The organism is Isachenkonia alkalipeptolytica, assembly GCF_009910325.1.
Taxonomy (GTDB): Bacteria; Bacillota; Clostridia; order Peptostreptococcales; family T1SED10-28; genus Isachenkonia; species Isachenkonia alkalipeptolytica.
The window spans coordinates 83,371-104,829 of the sequence record NZ_SUMG01000002.1; the positions used below are offsets into that span (position 1 = coordinate 83,371).

Annotated in this window: 12 protein-coding genes; all 12 read right to left on the reverse strand. The window is 46.7% G+C overall.

Going from position 1 to position 21,459, the window contains the following annotated elements; all coding sequences use genetic code 11:
- Position 1: 1 nt before the first annotated feature.
- The 12 genes from ISALK_RS02220 to ISALK_RS02275 all read right to left on the reverse strand — a co-directional run bounded on the left by ISALK_RS02220 (position 2) and on the right by ISALK_RS02275 (position 21,424).
- Positions 2-421, reverse strand: a complete 420-nt coding sequence (locus ISALK_RS02220) for an acyl-CoA thioesterase (RefSeq protein WP_160718619.1) — start codon at positions 419-421, stop codon at positions 2-4.
- A gap of 24 nt (positions 422-445) precedes the next feature.
- Positions 446-2,200, reverse strand: coding sequence for a pyruvate kinase (gene pyk, locus ISALK_RS02225; protein WP_160718620.1), 1,755 nt, complete (start codon positions 2,198-2,200; stop codon positions 446-448).
- Positions 2,201-2,305: 105 nt separating this feature from the next.
- Positions 2,306-3,265, reverse strand: coding sequence for a 6-phosphofructokinase (pfkA, locus tag ISALK_RS02230; RefSeq protein ID WP_160718621.1), 960 nt, complete (start codon positions 3,263-3,265; stop codon positions 2,306-2,308).
- A gap of 78 nt (positions 3,266-3,343) precedes the next feature.
- The gene (locus tag ISALK_RS02235) at positions 3,344-6,817 is read right to left on the reverse strand and encodes a DNA polymerase III subunit alpha (RefSeq protein ID WP_503466073.1); all 3,474 of its coding nucleotides are present in this window, start codon (positions 6,815-6,817) and stop codon (positions 3,344-3,346) included.
- 229 nt (positions 6,818-7,046) lie between these two features.
- Positions 7,047-8,363, reverse strand: a complete 1,317-nt coding sequence (locus tag ISALK_RS02240) for a Na+/H+ antiporter family protein (protein WP_160718622.1) — start codon at positions 8,361-8,363, stop codon at positions 7,047-7,049.
- 234 nt (positions 8,364-8,597) lie between these two features.
- Positions 8,598-10,121, reverse strand: a complete 1,524-nt coding sequence (hutH, locus tag ISALK_RS02245; RefSeq protein ID WP_160718623.1) for a histidine ammonia-lyase — start codon at positions 10,119-10,121, stop codon at positions 8,598-8,600.
- 35 nt (positions 10,122-10,156) lie between these two features.
- Positions 10,157-13,261 carry a BTAD domain-containing putative transcriptional regulator gene (locus tag ISALK_RS02250; protein WP_160718624.1) on the reverse strand — a complete coding sequence of 1,035 codons (3,105 nt, stop codon included), beginning with the start codon at positions 13,259-13,261 and terminating at the stop codon, positions 10,157-10,159.
- Positions 13,262-13,479: 218 nt separating this feature from the next.
- Complete coding sequence (gene pruA / locus ISALK_RS02255) at positions 13,480-15,111, reverse strand: L-glutamate gamma-semialdehyde dehydrogenase (RefSeq protein WP_160718625.1); 1,632 nt, start codon at positions 15,109-15,111, stop codon at positions 13,480-13,482.
- Between the two features lie 77 nt (positions 15,112-15,188).
- Complete coding sequence (hutI, locus tag ISALK_RS02260; RefSeq protein ID WP_160718626.1) at positions 15,189-16,466, reverse strand: imidazolonepropionase; 1,278 nt, start codon at positions 16,464-16,466, stop codon at positions 15,189-15,191.
- A gap of 235 nt (positions 16,467-16,701) precedes the next feature.
- Positions 16,702-17,598 (reverse strand): glutamate formimidoyltransferase, encoded by an 897-nt coding sequence (ftcD, locus tag ISALK_RS02265; RefSeq protein ID WP_160718627.1) that lies wholly within the window; start codon positions 17,596-17,598, stop codon positions 16,702-16,704.
- A 101-nt stretch (positions 17,599-17,699) separates the two neighbouring features.
- Complete coding sequence (hutU, locus tag ISALK_RS02270) at positions 17,700-19,736, reverse strand: urocanate hydratase (RefSeq protein ID WP_160718628.1); 2,037 nt, start codon at positions 19,734-19,736, stop codon at positions 17,700-17,702.
- 17 nt (positions 19,737-19,753) lie between these two features.
- A complete protein-coding gene (locus ISALK_RS02275) occupies positions 19,754-21,424 on the reverse strand; it encodes a formate--tetrahydrofolate ligase (RefSeq protein ID WP_160718629.1) in 1,671 nt (556 codons plus the stop codon).
- Positions 21,425-21,459 lie beyond the last annotated feature (35 nt).

The following is a 21,459-nucleotide window of genomic DNA, read 5'->3' on the forward strand; positions in this document are numbered from 1 at the left end:
CTCAGGACTGATAGATTTTTTCCAGTAACTGATATACTTCCGGATAGGCCTTTTTCAAATTCACCGGCCGTTTTTTATTCTTATCAAAAAAAACATGCTCCGTAAAACCGGTGGCCAAAAGCTCCTCTTCCTGCCGTAAAATCCGATAATGAAATTTCATTCGGCTACTTTGAAACTCCTCGATCCACACTTCCAAGGTCAAATTGTCGTCGTATAAAGCGGAGCTGATATACTTACAGTTCACTTCAATCACCGGCAGAAAAATTCCCTGTCTTTCCATCTCCCGGTAACTCATCCCCCGCTCTTTTAAAAATGAGGTTCTTGCCACTTCAAACCAGGTAAAATAATTGGAATGGTAAATAATCCCCATTTGGTCTGTTTCACTGTATCTTGGCCGGATATTGGTTGTATGAAAATTCATGGTATCCCTCCTTGCCCTGTGTTTTTATAGAACTTTACTTTTTCCGCTATAGATCAAACCGGTTTTTCCGTCCACGGTGATAATGTCTCCGGTGTTCAGTTTTGTTGTGGCGCCATCTACACCAACCACAGTGGTTTTATGAAGATTGAGCCCAACAATCGCTGCATGACTGGTAAGTCCTCCTTCTTCCACAACTACGGCTCCCGCCCGTTCGATCGCTTCGATAAAGTTTCGACTGGTTGCATAGGAAACAAGAACATCCCCCGGCTCAACCTTGTCTAAATCTTCATTATCCTCTACGATTACCGCCCGGCCGGTAATGGAATAGTTTCCGATTCCTTTACCGGAAAGTAAAATATCACTGGCAACATGGACTTTTATCAGGTTCGTGGTCCCGGATACGCCCACGGGAACTCCTGCAGTAATGACGACTAAGTCTCCCGCCTGGATATGGTTTTCCTTTAAGGCTTCCATAACCGACAGATTGATGATATCGTCGGTTCCTTCCAAATCCTCCATTAACATGCTGTATACTCCCCAACTGAGACTTAACTGTCTTCGCACATGCTCCTTGGTGGTTGCGGCAATTATACCGGAGCTGGGTCTGAATTTTGATACCATTCTCGCAGTGTGACCCGAGGAGGTGGCAGTAATAATTGCGGCAGCGCCCAGGTCCATGGCGGTGGTGCAGGTGGCATAGCTGATGGCATCGGTCACGGAAGGCGTGGTTTCCGACCCTCTTTCTTTGAGTTTTTTTCCGTAATTAATGGACTGCTCCGTTCGAATGGCAATATTGGCCATGGTCATAACCGCTTCCTCCGGATATTTCCCTGCGGCGGTTTCTCCCGAGAGCATGATGGCGTCGCTGCCGTCCAGTATGGCGTTGGAGACATCGGTGACCTCCGCCCGGGTAGGCCGCGGGTTTCGAATCATGGAGTCCAGCATCTGGGTTGCGGTAATTACCGGTTTCCCCACGGCATTACATCTTCGGATCATATCCTTTTGGATCAAGGCGATCTCTTCCGTAGGAACTTCAACCCCCAAATCTCCTCTTGCTACCATAATCCCGTCGGAGACTTCAATGATCTCGTCTAAATTGTCTACCCCCTCCTGGTTTTCAATCTTTGGAATGATTTGAATGGAATCACCGCCGTGGTCTTCCAGAATTCGTTTAATGTCCAATACGTCTTCCGCTTTTCGTATAAAGGATGGGGCGATAAAGTCCACGCCCATTCTTATGCCGAATTTTATATCTTCAATATCCTTATCCGTCAGTGCGGGCAGGTTGGTTTTTACCCCGGGAAGATTTACCCCCTTATGGTCCTTGATCTCCCCCTGATTTTCCACGGTACACTGAATATCCGTATCATTTAAAAAGCCTTCCACCTTCAGGGAAACCAGGCCGTCATCGATCAGGATTTTATCCCCGATTTCCAAGTCCCCCACAATGCCTTCATAGGAAACCGAAGCCATGGTATGATCTCCCAGGATATCCCGGGTGGTGATAATATAGGAGTCCCCCTCTTTCAGCTCTACTTTGTCAACTTTAAACTTTCCCGTTCGGATTTCCGGTCCCTTGGTGTCCAGCATAATGGCCAGGGGCACTTCCAGATCCTCCCGAACTTTTTTAATTTCCTCGATTCTTGCCTGATGCTCCTCATGATTGCCATGGGAAAAATTCAGTCTTGCCACATTCATCCCGTTTTGCACCAGGTTTTGTAATATTTCATAACTTTCACTGGCCGGGCCTATGGTACATACTACCTTTGTTTTTTTCATCCTTGCACCTCCGTTTGATTTATCAAATCTATAAAAAATCTCTAACTAACCTTCTGTTGTTGCCTTACAGGTTTCCTTAAAAACCCTCCTTGGGATGGTCCCCCTTTATTTCGAAAGAATATCCGCTAAATCATAGGTTTCCTTTTCCATTTCATTCTCCAGGGCTAAGGCTTCCTTAATGGGCATGGAGATAACTTTGGTGCCCCGCATGCCCACGGCCACACTTTCTTTGCCTTCCAACAATAACTCCACGGCCTTGGCTCCCATCTGGCTGGCCATGACCCGATCCTTTGCCGTGGGTGTGCCGCCCCGCTGAATATGTCCAAGGATGGTGGCCCGGGTTTCGATGCCGGTTTTTTCCTGGATCTGTTTTCCCAGATCAATAGCATTTCCCGCCCCTTCCGCCAGGACAATTAAGCTATGTAGCTTTCCCCGGTTCCTGCCCTGGAGCAGTTTGTTGCATACCCGATCAACATCAAAGGGGATCTCGGGGACAATGATGCTTTCCGCTCCTCCGGCGAGGCCTGCATGAAGGGCCAGATCCCCACAGTCTCTTCCCATCACTTCAATGATGTTGGCCCGGCCGTGGGAGGTGGAGGTGTCCCGTATTTTTCCGATGGCATCCAGGGCCGTGTTGACGGCAGTATCAAACCCGATGGTATACTCGGTATAGGCCAAATCGTTATCGATGGTACCCGGCAGTCCCACGGTGGGAACCCCATTTTCCGAAAGCACCTGGGCCCCTCGAAAAGAACCGTCTCCCCCGATGACCACCAGGCCGTCGATATTAAAAATATTAATCACATTTAAAGCCTTTCGAAGCCCCTCCGGGGTTTTGAACCGCTCACTTCTTGCACTTCTCAGCTTGGTTCCTCCCCGATGGATAATATCTGCCACGGAGGATAGATTCATCTCTTCAATTTCCGCATTCAAAAGGCCTTCATAGCCCTGCCGGATTCCTAAGACCTTTAACTCTTTATGAACTCCGTATCGTACCACGGAACGAATCGCTGCGTTCATTCCCGGAGCATCCCCTCCACTGGTGAGTACTGCAATCGTTTGCATAATCATCACTCCATTTCCATTCCTTAATTTAAGTATAACTTAGCCGTCCCGTTGATTATTACCGCTATAAAGGGCTCCCTATTCATACAGGGTAACCGCCTCTTCTCCCAATTCTTTTTTCAACATTCTCAGCGCCTTTCCGTTATGGGGAATCCACAAGGATTTCGGCGCTTTGAGTTTTTCCTCCGTGTCTTTAATACTCAGATACACCGGAGTGTCCCCCCGTTCCTTTCCTAATATCATCTTTACCCGATCAAAGGTTTCTTTATCATTTTTATTTTCCAGGATGATGCAAATTTTTCGTTTTTTCAGGGTTTCCACGGATTTAATTTTGTTGATCAATATCTTCGGATCCTCATCCTCTTTAACATCCAGCGTCCCTTTGATCAGTAGAATTTGATCTTCTTCAATCAAGGGCTGATAGCGTTCATAGACATTGGGGAAAATCACGCACTCCAGATCTCCGTATAAATCCTCGATTCGAATAAAGGCCATCAGGTTATTGTTTCGGGTCATTTTCGTGGACTTTTCCGCCACCAGTCCTCCCACAATCACCGGCTGCTTGTCTCGAAAAACCGGAGTGTTTTCCGACTCCTTCACTCCTTCTTTCAGCTCCGCGCTGTTGGTACTGATAAAGTCCTTTAAGATGTTTTCATACTCCGCTAAGGGGTGACCTGTAATGTACATCCCCACGGTTTCCTTTTCCATGGCCAGTTTCTTTTTCTCATTAAATTCCTTTAGATCCGGCAGTCGTTGGCTGGGTATGGACAAATTGTCCACAGCCCCTAGATCAAACAGACCGATTTGCCCGTCCACATTTTTTTTCTTTGCTTTGGACACACTGTCCAACACGTTTTCATGAATGGACATCAGCTGGGCCCGATTGGCCTCAAAGCCGTCAAAGGCACCGCATTTGATTAAACTCTCGATGGCCCGTTTGTTTAAGTCCTTGGAGAGAACTTTTTGGCAGAAATCATTAAAATCCTTATATTCTCCCTTTTCCTGTCGAATCCTTACGATGGAGTCGATCATGGAGACCCCTACATTTTTCACCGCCGCCATGCCGAATCGGATTTTTCCCTCCTCCACCGTAAACTTGGAGTGGCTTTTGTTGATATTCGGAGGAAGAATTTCGATCTCCATCTTTTTGGCATCATGAATGTACTGGGCCACCTTTGAAGTGTCTCCCATAATGCTGGTCATCAGCGCCGCCATAAATTCCACGGGGTAGTAATACTTTAAATAAGCAGTTTGATAGGCCAGTACCGCATAGGCCGCCGCATGGGATTTATTAAAGGCGTACTTGGCGAAATCAATCATCTCGTCATAGATCTTATTTGCCGCCTCTTTGGGAATTCCCTTTCGAATGCAGCCCTGTATCTCCACCTGTCCCTGTTCATCCTCTTTTCCATGAATGAAGTACTCCCGTTCCTTTTCCATCACATCCATTTTTTTCTTTCCCATGGCCCGACGAACGATGTCACTGCGGCCGTAACTGTAGCCTCCCAGTTCCCGAACCACCTGCATAACCTGTTCCTGGTACACCATGCAGCCGTAGGTTACGTCAAGAATCGGCTTTAGAGCTTCATGGGTGTAGGTCACCGTGGAGGGATCCTTCTTCGAGGAAATGTACCTTGGAATAGACTCCATGGGTCCCGGACGGAATAGAGAGATTCCCGCCACCACGTCTTCGAAGGAGTCGGGTTTTAACTCCTTCATAAAGGAAATCATCCCCGTACTCTCCAACTGGAATACCCCCAGGGTATCCCCTTTGCTGATCAGCTGATATACGTTGGGATCCTCATAATCCCCTTTGGAAAAATCGATTTTCTCCCGGTGAATGGCCTCCACATTATCCATGGCATTTCGAATCACCGTCAGGGTTCTAAGCCCCAGAAAGTCCATTTTTAATAATCCTAATTCTTCCAGGGTTCCCATGGTAAACTGAGTGGAAACGCTGTCGTTATGCATATACAAGGGCACATATTCGTCCACCGCCTTCTTGGCGATGACCACCCCGGCGGCATGGGTGGAGGCGTGTCTCGGAAGCCCCTCCACCCGTCTTGCCATTTGTATTAAATAGTCCGCCTGGTCATCCTCTTTCATGATTTCTTTCAGCTTCGGATTGACCTTCAGAGCTTGATCGATGGTCATTCCGATGGCAAAGGGAATTTCCTTGGCGATGCGGTCCACCTGGATATAGGGCATATCAATTACCCGGCCCACATCCCGAATGGCGGCCCTTGCCGCCATGGTTCCAAAGGTAATGATCTGGGCCACCTTTTCCGAACCGTATTTGGCCTTTACGTAGTCGATGACTTCCTCCCGGCGTTCGTAGCAAAAGTCGATATCAATATCCGGCATGGAGACCCGTTCGGGATTTAAGAACCGCTCAAAAATCAATTGGTACTTGATGGGATCAATGTCGGTGATCTCTAGGGTATAGGCCACAATACTCCCCGCGGCGCTTCCTCTTCCCGGTCCCACGGCGATGTTTTGATCCTTGGCGTAGCGGATAAAGTCCCAGACGATTAAGAAGTACTCCACATACCCCATACTTTTGATGGTGTCCAGTTCATACTGCAGTCGATCCACCATCTCCTTCGTGGGCTCTCCGTAACGCCTATACAGTCCGTCGGTACAAAGTCTCTCTAAGTAGCTGTCCACACTATACCCATCCGGTACCCGGTAATCGGGAAGATGCATGGCATCAAAGTCAAATTCCACGTTGCACCGCTCTGCTATTTTCACAGTGTTTTCCAGGGCCTCGGGCACATGGGAAAATAGCTCTTCCATCTCCTCCGGAGATTTTAAATAGAACTCGCTATTGGGAAATTTCATCCGCTGGGTATCCTGCATAATTTTCCCCGTCTGAATGCACAGCAGGATGTCATGGGGCTCATGGTCCTCTTGGTCAATATAGTGCAGGTCATTGGTGGCCACTAAGGGAATGTCCAGCTTTTGGCTCATTTGCAAAAATTCATGATTCACCAGTTTTTGCTCTTTCAACTGATGGTCCTGAAGTTCCAGATAAAAATGCTCCGGTCCAAAAATTCCCTTAAGCTTCAGGGCCAGTTCTTCCGCATTCTGATGCTCTCCGTTCAGAACCAGCTGCTGAATATCCCCGGCTAAACAGGCGCTAAGACAAATCAGCCCTTCCTTATGTTTCTCCAGGGTCTCATAATCGATTCTGGGCTTGTAATAAAAGCCCTCCAAAAAACCCTTGGATACCAGTTTGATTAAGTTTTGGTAACCGGTTTCGTTTTCCGCCAGTAAGACCAGGTGTCCCTGATTCTTATCCTTTACCGGATCTTTATCCTCCATGGCTCTGCGGGCGGTGTAGACTTCACAACCGATAATGGGCTTGATGCCCTTTTCCCTGGCCTTTTTATAAAATTCAACCACTCCGAACATGGATCCATGATCGGTAATGGCGATACTATCCATTCCCTTTTCCTTTACCCGGTCCATCAGCCGGTCAATGGTGGTGAAACCGTCAAGCAGACTGTACTCCGTATGGACGTGCAGGTGAGTGAACTTTTGCTGCATCATTTTTACACCTCAACTTCTATTAATCTCTTAGGAATTATTATACCATAAATGGGGCTTTCTTTTTATTCTCCCGGGGATTTATTCCTCGAAAAAAGCTCTAAGACCCTCGGTCCTAGAGCTTTTTATGAATTTACTCTTTCCTGTTTGTTAAACTTTTGTGATGTTTCAATAGCAATAAATTCACCAATTCAATTTTTTTAGGCCCGGATGCCCGGTACTCTACCCTGAATTATAAAATCATCGCTCCGATAATTCCAAAAATCATAATCGGAATATTGAAGTGAATAAAGGTGGGTACACAGGTATCCCAAATATGATCGTGCTGACCATCTACACTAAGTCCTGCCGAAGGTCCAAGGGTACTGTCGGAAGCCGGGGATCCCGCATCACCGAGCGCCGCTGCAGAGCCGATTAACAGCACCGTTGCCATGGGGCTGAATCCCAGTTCTGCTGCCAAGGGTACATAAATCGCGGCGATAATGGGAATGGTTCCGAAAGAGGTTCCGATCCCCATGGTAATAAACAGACCGATGACAATCATACCGGTGGCTGCCACCAATTGATTACCATCGATGGCTCCCGATACGGAGTCCACTAAGGCTTCCACACCGCCGGTGGCACGAATAACGTCTCCATAGCCTGAGGCCACCAGCATAACGAAGGCGATAAAGCCCATCATACCGATACCGCTTTTGACCATTTCGTCAATGCCCGTCCATTTAATGGCGCCACCAACGAGCATAATGGCCAGTCCCAATATGGCACCCAGGGCCAAGGAGCCCACCGTTATTTGAATAACTAAAGCGGCTAAAGCTCCCACAACGGTAACTGCATGGTTCTTATTAAATACCACTTCCTCAATCTTCTGTTCCTGCTCTCCAAACTCTGTCCCGGTTTCTTCCAAGGGCTTGTACTCTCTAGGCTTTCGGTAGGTGAACAGAACCGCAATAAACAGTCCCACCACCATGGCCAGTCCGGGAATCCACATAACGTGCCATATCTCTCCGTTTGCCAGCTCTAAACCGCTAGCGGCCATTTCGTCCCGAATAATGTTATGAAATATTAAACCAAAACCTACGGGAAGAGCTACATAAGGAGCCTTCAGTCCGAAGGTCAACGCCGTTGCCACAGCTCTTCTGTCAATTTTTAATTTGTTCATTACCATAATCAATGGGGGAATTAAAATCGGGATAAAGGCAATGTGGACCGGTATTAAATTCTGAGAAAAAATACTGATAAAGGCAATGATAAATACCAAGGATTTCCCGGTCCCCTTCATGCTTTTGGATAACTTCTGGGTGATAATCGTTGCAGCACCGGTTTTATGAATGGCTGCAGCCAAAGCTCCCAGTAAGATGTAGTTCAGAGCGGTTTCGGCATTTCCTCCCATACCTCCAATCAGGGTTTCCATGGTTTCCATTAAGGGCATACCTGCTAAAAGGCCCCCTACTACAGCGGCCACAATCAAGGCCAATAAAACGTTCAATTTTAATAAGGATAATACCACCATGACAATAACTGAAATTAAAACAGGGTTCGTTAACATGTTCTCACTCCTTTGTTTGATTTATTAGAATATTATGGCTTATTTAATTATTATAATATCACAGCGTCTCTAATGCGTCAAAAAAACTCCCGAAGGGATCGCCGGGAGTTTTTTTTGACTCTGTCTGTTTTTCTTTACTATCTTTTTTCTACTATTCTCTGTATTTTTTCAGTGCTGTTTTGCAGTGCTTTAACTATTTTGTATAGTTTCCTACTGTTTTATGCTATTCTTCTTCTAAATACTTAAGTCTCCAATTTTCTTTTCAACGGCCTGTAAGATCTTTTCATTATCAATCAGCTCCGAAGCGGTATTGATATCCTTATAAAGAATCCGGTCCTCTATTAAAGCGGGCAGCACTTCCCTCAGGGTGGTATAGACCGGTTCGGTTCCAAGTCCCATTTCCTTATGCTCCTGGAATTCTACAGCCTGGGCCGCGGACATCAACTCAATACCCAACACTCGGGAACTGTTATAGACAATATCCCGGGCTTTTCGCGCCGCAATGGTTCCCATGCTTACGTGGTCCTCCTGATTCGCCGATGAGGGAATGGAGTCCACACTGGCGGGATGGGCCAGCACCTTGTTTTCCGATACCAGGGCCGCTGCGGAATACTGGGCGATCATAAATCCGGAGTGCAGTCCCCCTTTTTCCGTCAGAAAGGCGGGCAGTCCGCTGAGTTGAGGATTCACCAGGCGCTCGATCCTTCGCTCAGAAGCGTTGGCCACCTCCGCCATGGCAATTCCCAGGTAATCAAAGGTTAGGGCCATGGGCTGTCCATGGAAGTTTCCTCCGGAGATTACATGATCCTCTTCCGTGAAGATTACCGGATTGTCCGTTACGGAGTTCATTTCAATTTCCACTTTTTCCAGTACGTATCGAAGGGTATCCTTGGTCGCCCCATGAATCTGAGGAATGCAACGGAGGCTATAGGCATCCTGTACCCGTATTTCTCCTTGCTTCGTGGTCAATTTGCTGCTGTCCAACAAGCGTCTTAAATTGGCCGCCGTATTGATTTGTCCGCTGTGGGGTCTAACCCCGTGAAGTTTGGGATCGAAGGCATCGGTGATGCCGTTTAAAGCTTCAATGGTCAGGGCGGAGGAGATGTCCGACATCTTCGCCAATACCATGGCTTTATGAAGGGTCAGGGCTCCCACCGAGGTCATGGCCTGGGTTCCGTTGATCAGTCCCAATCCTTCCTTAGCGGTAAGGACAATGGTTTCGATCCCCGCTTCTTTCATCGCCTCTTTCCCTGTCATTCTTTTTCCTTGATAGATGGCTTCCCCTTCGCCGATCATGACCAAGACCATATGAGACAGGGGCGCTAAATCTCCGCTGGCACCCAGAGATCCTTTCTCGGGAATGATGGGGTGGACCCCTTTATTCAGCATATCAATTAAGGTTTCTATGGTTTTTATTCGAACCCCGGAATATCCTTTCGCCAGGGCATTTGCCCGAAGCAGCATGATTCCCCGGGCCTCTTCCTCGGAGAAGGGATTGCCCACACCGCAGGAATGACTGATAATCAGGTTTCGCTGAAGGTCTTCCGTTTCTTCCTTGGATATGGCTACGTCGCTGAACTTACCGAAACCCGTGGTAATGCCGTAGGCTACCCGCTCTTCTTCCACGTAACGCTCTACCAAATCTCTGGACTCTTGAATTTTCCCCTTTGCTTCCTCCGCCAAGGTCACAGGCTTGTGGTGCACTGCCACTTCAATAAACCGCTGTAAATTTAAGGTGTTACCGTCAATTTGAATCATGATACGCCTCCTTAAAAATATTGTTTTCTTTTATTCTATCCATCCTCCGTCGCTAAACCGTCTAATCTTTTTAAGATATCAATCTCATAGCATCGCTGGATTTTCTCCAGATTATCAATGCCCTGTCGGCAATACCAGGACAGGCTCTGGGGTAAGCAGTCCTGCAGGCTTTTCGGCACATGTTTTCGCTCCATCATTTCTCTTTTGATTCCGCTTTTTATACGATAAAGAATTCCCAACTCATAGGGACTCTGTATCTTTTTACAGTATTTATCCCCTCGGGAAAGGCATTCCTGCGCTTTATGATACTCCCCTTCACGAAAATATATCAGGGCCATAAAGCCTTCCGCCGTGGATCTCCCCCAGGTTACATCATATTTGACATAAAGCCTTAAGCCCTCTTTCAAGTACTCCTTCGCCCGATGAAAGTCTCCGCCGTCAAAGGCCGCTTGTCCAGCCTTGGTGTAAAACATATTTAGACTCCGGCTGATATTTTGATCCTCGCAGATTCTAATGGCTTCATCGTAATACTTTAACCCTTCGAAAAACTTCATTTGGGATCTTCGAACCTCCCCCAGATAATTATAGCCGGCGGCGATGTTGAGCAGGTATTTTTCCCTGGATTTTGGTAACTGGCTAAAGAGACGAATGGAATAGCGAAGGGTTTCGTCCGCCTGCTGATAAGCTCCGGTCATCAGGTAGTAGACCCCCTGCAACCGATAAAACACCGCTTCTTCCTTGGGATAATCGATGGTTTTTAACAGCTCCATGCCTTTTTTCAGATTCCCTCTTACGGTTTCGCTGTCGTGGATTTGTATGCCATAATAGATCCGCTGTTTATATCCCTTTACTGCATTACTATGATCCTGATGTTCCAGGGCGACTTGGATCATGTTGTCTATATGTTCCAGACCAACCTCATAGGAACCTTCCCAAATCAGATAACGCCCTTTGATATAGTGAAAATACATCTCTTCCTTGGCAAAGGCCCCATGCCCGGCACCGGTTTCTTTTGCCTTTACCAGATAATACTCGATATCTTTCATGGCTTTACTCATTTGTCTTTTCGATAAATAAAATTGACTGAGATCCTCCCCGGTGTGTTGCTCTAACACCGGGAACAGCTCATGACTGAAATCCACATACTGATTCAGATTTTTAATACTATATTTCAGGGTTTTTCCATGATTCCCGGCTCGGGAAAAATGATAGATCAGCTTGGAATACAATAGCCGGTCCCGGTTTCCATGATCTAATTTTTTTTCGAGGTTTTTCCCAATGCGGGTATGCAGTATTTTCCGCTTTCCCTTGCTTTGTCTGAGATAACAGAACTCCCGAAGTTTTTGATGGGTAAAACGGTATTGGATCCGATCCTCCTCTTCATCCTCTTCCAGAATGCCTTCCTTGGACAGGGCTTCTAAATGATTAATCAGGGCCAGCTCGTCCCAGCCGGTTAAATCCTTTAACCCTTCAAAATCAACTTTATCAAAGAATATGGCGGCCATATCCGAAACCTCCTCCTCTTTTTTGGAAAGGTTTCGAAATCGGGTTTTCAACAAATCTTCGATTTTCGGCGTAAAAGTTCCCCTGTTATTATTATTTTTTAAAGTATAGAGATACTCCACGATAAAAAAAGGATTCCCTTCGGTCTCCCGATATATTTCTTTTTTAAGTCTTTCACGCTGGGTCCTTCTTCTTTTTTGTAAATTCTTCTCACTCTTTCGAGGAAAATACTTCTCGAAATTTTCCATGAAATCCAGGGTTTCTTCCTTTGTAAAACGCTCTAAAAATATTTTTCCCAATCGATTCTCTCGGCTCAGTTGAGATAAAAAGAATTTCAAATCCCGATTTTCACCGTTCCTTAAGGTTCCCAGCATCCGAAGACCCTTAGAATCAATTTTCATCAACAGGTTCTCCAGGAGTCGTAGACTCTTTTCGTCCATCCACTGCAAATCCTCAAAAACCAGTAAAACATCCTTCTTTCTCAGTACCCGCTGAAAAATTTCCACTAAGGCTTCTTCCAATAATTGATCTTGAACTTTTCCTTTCCCGTTAAAGGGATCCTCGGGACTCTCCTCATTCATGAGAAAGTGTGGGAAAGCCCTGGCAGCTATTTCACTCCAAGCTTTAGGCAGTCGGATCTCTTCTTTTTTCAACACCGGCAACAGTTTGGCCATAATGGCATTCCAGGGCTTTAAAACATAATCCTCTTCAGCGGCATAGCAATTAGCGGAAAGAATCCGCTGGTTATCCAGTCGGGCATCCTTTAACAGCTTTTCCTTCAAACTGGTTTTGCCGATCCCCGCTTCTCCTAAAATAACCAAGGCACTTTTCCCTTGATTCTCTCCCGAAGCCTCTAAAAAAGCCTGTCCTTTTTTTAATTCTTCTTGGCGACCAAAGAATATACTCTTCTCTTCCCGGGACTCTGCAGGGGAATTTTTATCCCCTTGTTGCAGAATTTCAAGGTGAACTTTCCGGGTTTTTTCATCGGGTTCAATCCCCAGTTCCTCCTCTAGGCAACGGTGAAGATTCTGATAAACCTCCAGGGCTTTGGAGCTGAGCCCCAGGGACTGATATACCTCCATAAGCTTCCGGTAGCCCCGTTCATCGAATTCATCCTCTTGGATCACTTTTTTACATTCCTTCTCCCCTTGAATAAAATTGCCTTTTTTCAGTGCTTCATCGATTTTTTCGTGGGATTTTTCAATATAAAGGTTTCGATAAAAGCTCCGTTGCTGGTCCACCCAATTGGAAAAACCTTCTTCATTTTTAATGTAGAAGCCTTTCAAAAACTCTCCCCGATAAAGTTCAAGGATTTTTCCCGGGTTTTGTTGGACCGATTGAATGTCGCTTTCAATGGGAACTTCTTTATTGATCATTACCGTGGATTTTTTCGGCGAATGAATAATTTCCAACCCGAAGGCCTTTCGGGTCTTGTACATGGCATTTCTGAGATTTTTCTTAGCAACCTCTTCATTGCTCTCTGCCCAAAAAAGACTGACCAGTTCCTCCCGGGTTCCCTGGTGTTGTACCAGTAAATAATAAAACAGGGCCTCGGCCTTTCGGTAAGGGAAGTGTAGTTTTTCACCGTTTTTATAAACTCCCGGGGTACCGAATAAATTCACTTTGATGATATCCATAAAAATCGATTCCTTTCTTTGGCAACGAACCAAGATCCTTCCTTATCTCCCGTTATAATCAACGTTCTTTCATAACTCTTCCTGAACATAATAACTAGTTCCATTATATCTCATTCTATTTCCCCCGTAAAATAAAAAATCGGAGCAGAAATTCTACTCCGATTGTTTTAATTTTATAACTTATCTCTATATGCCCTCTTTATAAAAGCCTATATGTTTTATTCCGCTTCCATGCAAGGGTAGCGATAATCCCGGGGAGCATCATAGGTTTCTTTTATGGCTCTTGCGGACAGCCATCGTTGCATGTTCAGCTTGCTTCCCGCTTTGTCATTGGTTCCCGAAGCCCGGGCGCCGCCAAAGGGTTGTTGATTGACTATAGAACCCGTGGGTTTATCATTGATATAGAAGTTCCCCGCCGCCTGTTGCAGAACTCTTTGGGCTTTGATGACCGCCTCCCGATCCTTGGCAAATATACTTCCTGTCAGTCCATAGTCCGTTGCCTCATCACATTCCCGGAGAATTTCATCATACTGATCGTCCTCGTAAACGAAAATGGTAATCACCGGTCCGAAAATTTCCTCTACCATGGTTTTAAATCGGGGATTCGTGGTTTCGATGATGGTGGGGTCCACAAAATACCCTTTCGAGTCATCATAGGTTCCCCCGTAAAGAACCTTTCCTTCTTCCGATTCCTTGGCATAATCAATATAGGAGGTGATCTTCTCAAAGGCCGGTTTATCAATAACCGGATTGACAAAGTTTCTAAAGTCCTGGGTGGAACCCACCTTTAACTCCCGGGTCAAGCCGATAAACTCTTCTTTGATCTCCGGCCATAAACTTTTGGGAATATAGGCCCTGGAGGCTGCGGAACATTTCTGTCCCTGATACTCAAAGGCTCCCCGAACTAAGGCCGTGGCTATAGGCCGGGTGTCCGCTGAGGGATGGACAACTACAAAATCTTTTCCTCCGGTTTCCCCCACAATTCGGGGATAGTTTCGATACCCGGATATGTTTTTGCCTACGGTCTCCCACATGTACCTGAAGGTTTTGGTGGATCCCGTGAAATGCACGCCTGCTAGATCTCTATGGGGCAGAATTTTTCCGCCGATTTCCGATCCCGACCCCGGTAAAAAGTTGATCACTCCCTTGGGAAGTCCCGCTTCTTCAAGGATTTTCATAAAGAAATAAGCAGAGTAAACCGCTGAGGATGCCGGTTTCCATATTACAGTGTTTCCTGCCATGGCCGGTGCCGTAGGAAGATTTCCCGCAATCGCCGTAAAGTTAAAGGGGGTTACCGCAAATATAAATCCATCCAAGGGTCTATATTCCATACGGTTCCAGGTATTGTCCGGGGAATAGGGTTGATCTTTCATGATCTCCGCCATGAAATAGGCGTTGAATCTAAGGAAGTCAATCAGCTCACAAGCCGCATCGATCTCCGCCTGATGAATGTTTTTTCCCTGGCCCAGCATGGTGGCTGCATTAATGGTTGCCCGATAAGGACCGGCCACTAAGTCCGCCGCCTTTAAGAATATGGCCGCTCGTTCTTCCCAGGGCATATGGGCCCATTCTTTCTTAGCTTCCATTGAAGCTTCGATGGCTTTTTCGATTTCTTCAGAGCCGGCTTTGTGATACTCCGCCAGCAAAAGAGTATGGTCCTCAGGAGAAGTTCTTTTTCCCATGTTTCCGGTTTGAATTTCCTCTCCATTCACAATCACCGGAATTTCCAAAACTTCTTTTTTTAATTCCTGTAATCTCTCCTTAACTTCCTTTTTTTCCGAACTTCCTTCCCGATAGGTTAAAATCGGTTCATTTTCCGGTTTTTCAATGACAAAATAGGCATTGGACACAAGTAACTACCTCCTTGAAATTATGGTGTTTTTCCTTCGTTCCTTTGTTTACCCCAAAACGCGCCCCTTAAAACCTTTTATCGTCGGACTAAGGGACTGCCTTCTTTATCAAAGACCAGCCTTCCCCCTTTTATAACCTTTTCCACAGTGCTCACACCGATGTGATAGGGAATGTACTTATAAGATTCAAATTCCAGTAAAATCATATCCCCCTGTTTTCCCACGTCGATGCTTCCAATGGTGTCCGCCCGGTCAACGGCGGCTGCGCCGTTAATGGTAAAAGCATTGATGGCCTCCTCGGGAGATAAATTCATATACAATGTGGCAAGGGAAAAAACCAAGGGAATGGATTCAGAAAAGCAGCTTCCCGGATTCAAGTCCGTGGCCAGGGCTACTGCGGAACCCCGGTCAATCATCTCCCGGGCTCTGGCGTATTCCTCCTTCAGACTGAAGGCTGTTCCCGGCAGGATTGTGGCTACCACATCCTTCTTCGCCATCTGATCAATCCCTTCCTTCGACGCTTGCAGCAGATGATCTGCGGAGGTTGCTCCCAGTTCCGCCGCCAGTTCCGCTCCCCCTAGGGGGACAATCTCGTCGGCGTGAAGCTTGATCTTCAGTCCCATTTCTTTGGCCTTTGTCAGTAGCCGTCGGGACTGCTCAATATTGAATACATTGGCCTCACAGAAAACATCACAAAACTCTGCAAGCTTTCTCTTGACCACCACGGGCAGAACCTCTTCGATGATCTCTTCAATCATTTCATCCTCCCGGCCCTTATACTCCTTCGGCACCGCATGGGCACCCAAATAGGTCTTCACCACTTCAATAGGGTGATCCCGGTCGGTATCATGCATAACTTCCAGTTGTTTGATCTCCGTGTCAAAGTCCAGTCCGTATCCGCTCTTACCTTCCACGGTGGTCACCCCGAAGGATAACATAGAATCCAGACGTTTCATGCCTTCCCGGTATAGCTCTTCCTTTGTGGCGGCCTTGGTTTGACGAACACTGCTGAGAATGCCTCCCCCTCGGTTCATAATATCCATATAATCGTCGCCCCGAAGCCTCCAGGAGAATTCCTCCGCCCGGTAACCTCCCCAGATATAATGGGTGTGGGAGTCAACAAACCCCGGTAGTAAAGCCTTTCCCTTGGCATCTATAACCTCATACCGTGCCTCGTCATACTCCTTCAGGATTTCCTCCTGGGGCCCTACCGCTTTAATTATCCCCTCTTCCACAACCACGGCGCCTTTTTCAATAATCCCGAGATCCGACATTTCCTTTCCCTTTTTGGCTGCAAAGCCGCTGCAGGTTACTACTTCCGATGTGTTTTTAATTATCATACTTCCTTTATTCATTGCCTGTTTCGCTCCTTTCTCGATTTCAGATTGACTGTCATGGTCGTTGCTGTTACCCTGTTACTACTTCTGCCTTTAACCGGTACAGCACCCTTATAACAATAGCATAAGCACCCCCGGTACTTATGCTATTGTGACCTTTTAAAGATCCTCTTATTTCGTTTTATACTATACCCCGGATTCCCGGTTTTTATTCAATACCTTCCTTAAACTTTGGGAAAATCCCAGGAACTCATTACTCCATAATCCGTTGTTCTAAAACCTGGTCCATGGAGAAGTCCTCTACCCCGAGGTAATAAACCGCGGTGTCGATTAAGGCTTCCATCGGTAATAGACCGATAATCTCGGAACCCACTACGTTTACACCGTATCTTTTCGCCTCGATTTTAATCAGTTCAAACACCCGGTATAAAGCGGTTTTTGTAAAGTCCGTCATGTTCATGGAAACCTGAACAATCCCCCGGTCCTTCAGTTCAATACCGATCCCCTTGCAGTACCGGAATCCTCCGCTTAAATGCCGGACATTCTTTGCAATTTGATTGGCAAAATCAATGTCATCGGTATCCAGATTTACGTTAAAGGCCACTAAGGGCATTCGGGCTCCTACCGCGGTGATTCCTGCTGTAGGATGGATTTTTTTGCCGCCGAAATCCGGCTCCCAGTCCTCTTCTTGAACCTTTTCTTCCATGGCTTCAAACTGTCCTTTTCTTACCTTGGCCAGGTTTTGTCGATGGGGCGCCGTGGCGGATTTCTCATATAGGAAGATGGGGAGATCATATTTTTCATTGACCGCCTTGGCCACTTCCTTGGAAAGCTCAATGGCCTCATCCATGGTGACATTTTTGATTGGAATAAAGGGTACCACGTCCGTGGCTCCCATTCTCGGATGCTGTCCTTCGTGCTTGGTCATATCAATCTCTTCCGTGGCAATGCCCATGGCTTCAATCACCGCTTCCTTTAAAGGATCCGGCTCTCCCACTAAGGTTACCACGGTTCGGTTGTGGTCCTCGTCGGAGCTGTAGTCCAAGAGTTTTACCCCTTGCTTGCCCCGAAAGGGTTCAACAATTCGATCCACTTTTTTCGGATCTCTTCCTTCACTGAAATTCGGTACACACTGTACAATTTTGTTCATTTTAACAATCTCCTTTCTATTTGGAAATCCTGTCTGGTTAACTTTTTCACGAATAACCAGCCCTATCCGGGTACTTTCACTCCCGGATAAGGCTAGTAATTTTACTTCTTATTTTTTTCAAAGGCTTCTTTCACTAAATCCTCCACTAAATCTTTCTTAGGGATGTAGGGAATGGTAATATGGTCGGCACCGGTGTTTTCTTTGTTATACTCAATACTGGTGCTGATGGAATTTTCATTCCTGGCCCAAGCCCGTCGGGCAACACCGCCCATAACATCCCAGGGCATAGCGGTGCTTAAAATATCATCCACCCGTCGGCTTCCGTCAAGAACCATACCGAAACCGCCGTTGATGGATTTTCCGATGCCCACGCCGCCGCCGTTATGCAGAGCAATTAAGCTCATACCCCGAGCTGCGTTTCCAGCAAAGCATTGGGTGGCCATATCCGCCATAACGTTACTGCCGTCTTTGATGTTGGCGGTTTCTCTAAAGGGGGAGTCGGTACCGCTGACGTCGTGGTGGTCCCGTCCAAGCATAATGGGACCCACTTCCCCTTTTCGTACCATTTCATTAAACTTCAGGGCAATGTTGGTTCGTCCCATGGCGTCCTGGTAAAGAATTCTCGCCTGGGTTCCCACAACCAGTTGGTTTTCCTCCGCATCCCGAATCCACACATAGTTGTCCCGGTCCTGTCCCCGACGTTCGGGGTCGATGCAGTCCATGGCGGCCTTATCAGTTTTCCGAAGGTCTTCCGGATCTCCGCTTAGGCACACCCATCTAAAGGGTCCGTATCCGTAGTCAAATAATTCCGGTCCCATAATATCCTCCACATAGGAGGGGAAGATGAAACCGTCCTTATCATCGATTTTGTTCTTGGAAATTTCCTTTACCCCGGCATCGTACACCGCTTTCATAAAGGAGTTTCCGTAGTCAAAGAAATAAGTTCCCCGTTCGTCCAGGGTTTTGATTAATTCAAAGTGCTTTTTCAGGGTGTCATCCACCATCTTGGTAAACTTCTCCCGATCAGTTTGCAGCAGTTCCGTTCGCTCTTCAAAGGTCAGCCCCTGGGGACAATAGCCTCCGTCATAAGCCGCATGGCAGGAGGTTTGATCCGATAAAAGCTCGATCTTTTCGTTGTTTTCCACGGCATACTCCAATAAATCCACAATGTTTCCGTGATAGGCGATGGAGATGGGCTCTCTTTTTTCCATATATTCCTTTGCGGTATCAAAGACTTCTTTTAAGTCACTGGAGATCTTACTAACCCAACCCTGGTCATACCGGGTTTTGATACGGGAGTAATCAACCTCCGCCACAATTCCCACCCCATTGGCAATTTCAATGGCCTTCGGCTGAGCTCCGCTCATCCCCCCAAGGCCCGAGGATACAAAAAGGTGCCCTCTAAGATCCTTATCATCGGCGATGCCCAGTTTTTTACGTCCGGCATTTACGATGGTATTAAAGGTTCCGTGGACAATTCCCTGGGGACCGATATACATCCATCCACCGGCGGTCATCTGTCCATAATTGGCAACCCCCATCTGCTCTGCAATGTCCTGATCTTTAATGTTGTCAAACATGCCGATCATTAAAGAATTGGTAATAATCACTCTCGGAGCTTTCGGGTGGGATTTAAACAATCCCAGGGGATGTCCCGACTCTACCACTAAGGTCTGGTCTACCGTCAGTTCTTCTAAATATTTTTTTAACAATTGATACTGCATCCAGTTCTGGCAAACCCGGCCGGTTTCCCCGTAGGTTACCAGCTCATAGGGGTATAGGGCAATGTCAAAATCCAGGTTGTTGTCAATCATCACCTGCATGGCTTTCCCCTCAAGGCAGTTGCCTTTATACTCTTCAATGGGTTTTCCTTTGATTTCCCCCTTCGGTCGGAATCGATAGCCGTAAATTCTTCCTTTGGTCATTAATTCCTCTAAAAATTCCGGCGCCAACGTGTCGTGTAAAGATTCAGGGACATACCGAAGGGCGTTTTTCAACGCCACCTCGGTTTGTTCCTTGCTTAGCTTGAATCCCCGGTCCGGGGCCCGTCGGATCCCCTCTTGAAAATGGGGGTAATCCGGCAATTCATTATCCAATTTAATGGTCATGGCTTCCGATACATCAAAATTACTACTCATCTAGGACCTCTCCTTTCCTAAAACAATCCTGTGATAGTTCCTTCTTCATCAATATCCATTCTTTCCGCAGAGGGTACCTTCGGAAGTCCCGGCATAGTCATGACGTCTCCCGTTAAGCAGACAATGAAGCCGGCTCCTGCAGATACGTTGACTTCCCGTACGGTAATGTCGAATCCTTCCGGCGCTCCTAATAAAGTGGGGTCATCGGTTAAGGAATACTGGGTCTTCGCCATACAAATCGGTAATTTATCCAATCCGATTTCCTCCAGCTTTTGAATTTGTTTTTCCGCCTTGCCGGTAAATACCACGTTGTCTCCACCGTAGATTTCCTTGACAATGGTTTCCACTTTTTCCGGAATGGATTTTTCCACTTCATAGAGAGGCTTATAATCCGCTTCCCCTTTTTCAACAATGCCTACGACCTTTTCCGCAAGCTCAATACCGCCTTCTCCCCCTTTAGTAAATACTTCGGACAGGGCTACGTCCACGCCAAGATCTTCGCAAAGGGCTCGAAGGGCCTTAATTTCTTCCTCGGTATCCGTTGGGAATCGGTTCATGGCCACAACTGCGGGTAAACCGAACTTTCGGATGTTTTCCACTTGCTTTTTCAAGTTTACAAATCCTTTTTTCAGTGCATCCACATTTTCCGCTTCTAAACTCTTTTTGTCCACACCGCCATGCATCTTCAGTGCCCGAATGGTGCCGACGATGACTACCGCATCAGGCTTTAATCCGCCGTACCGGCATTTAATGTCTAAGAATTTTTCCGCTCCAAGATCCGCGCCGAATCCAGCTTCCGTTACGGCGTAGTCTCCAAGTTTCAGCGCCATCTTCGTTGCCATAATACTGTTACAACCGTGGGCAATGTTTGCGAAGGGTCCTCCGTGGATAAATGCGGGCGTGTTCTCCAGGGTTTGTACCAGGTTCGGTTTCATAGCATCCTTAAGCACTAAAGCTAAGGCTCCCTGAATGTTCAGTTCCTTCGCCAGAACCGGTTGATTCTTTCTCGTATAAGCAACCACAATGTTTCCAAGACGTTCTTTTAAATCCGCAAGACTATTGGCTAAACAAAGGGTGGCCATTACTTCCGATGCCACAGAGATCATAAAGCTGTCCTGTCGGGTGAATCCGTTTCCTTTTGGTCCCAGGCCTACGGTAACTTCTCTTAGGGCCCGGTCGTTCATATCCATTACCCGTTTCCAAACAATCTGTCGGGTATCGATATCTAAGGTGTTACCCTGATGGATATGATTGTCAATGGCTGCGGATAATAAGTTGTTCGCCGTGGTAATGGCGTGCATGTCTCCGGTAAAATGAAGGTTGATGTCCTCCATGGGTACTACCTGGGCCTGTCCCCCACCGGCAGCGCCTCCTTTAACTCCAAAAACCGGTCCTAGGGAAGGCTCTCGTAGGGCGATTGCGGTTTTCTTCCCGATTTGGTTCAGTGCCTGTCCAAGTCCTACTGTTGTGGTGGATTTTCCTTCTCCCGCCGGGGTAGGATTGATCGCAGTTACCAAAATCAACTTTCCGTTTTCCTGCTTTTCCAATCGATCAAACAAATCCAGTGATACCTTGGCTTTATAATGACCATACATCTCCAATTCATCACTGTTGATTCCCGCCTCCTCGGCGATCTCAGAAATGTACTTCATCTTTGCTTGTTGTGCAATTTGAATATCCGTTAACATTTTATCTCTTCCTTTCTATGTGTGATAATATTATG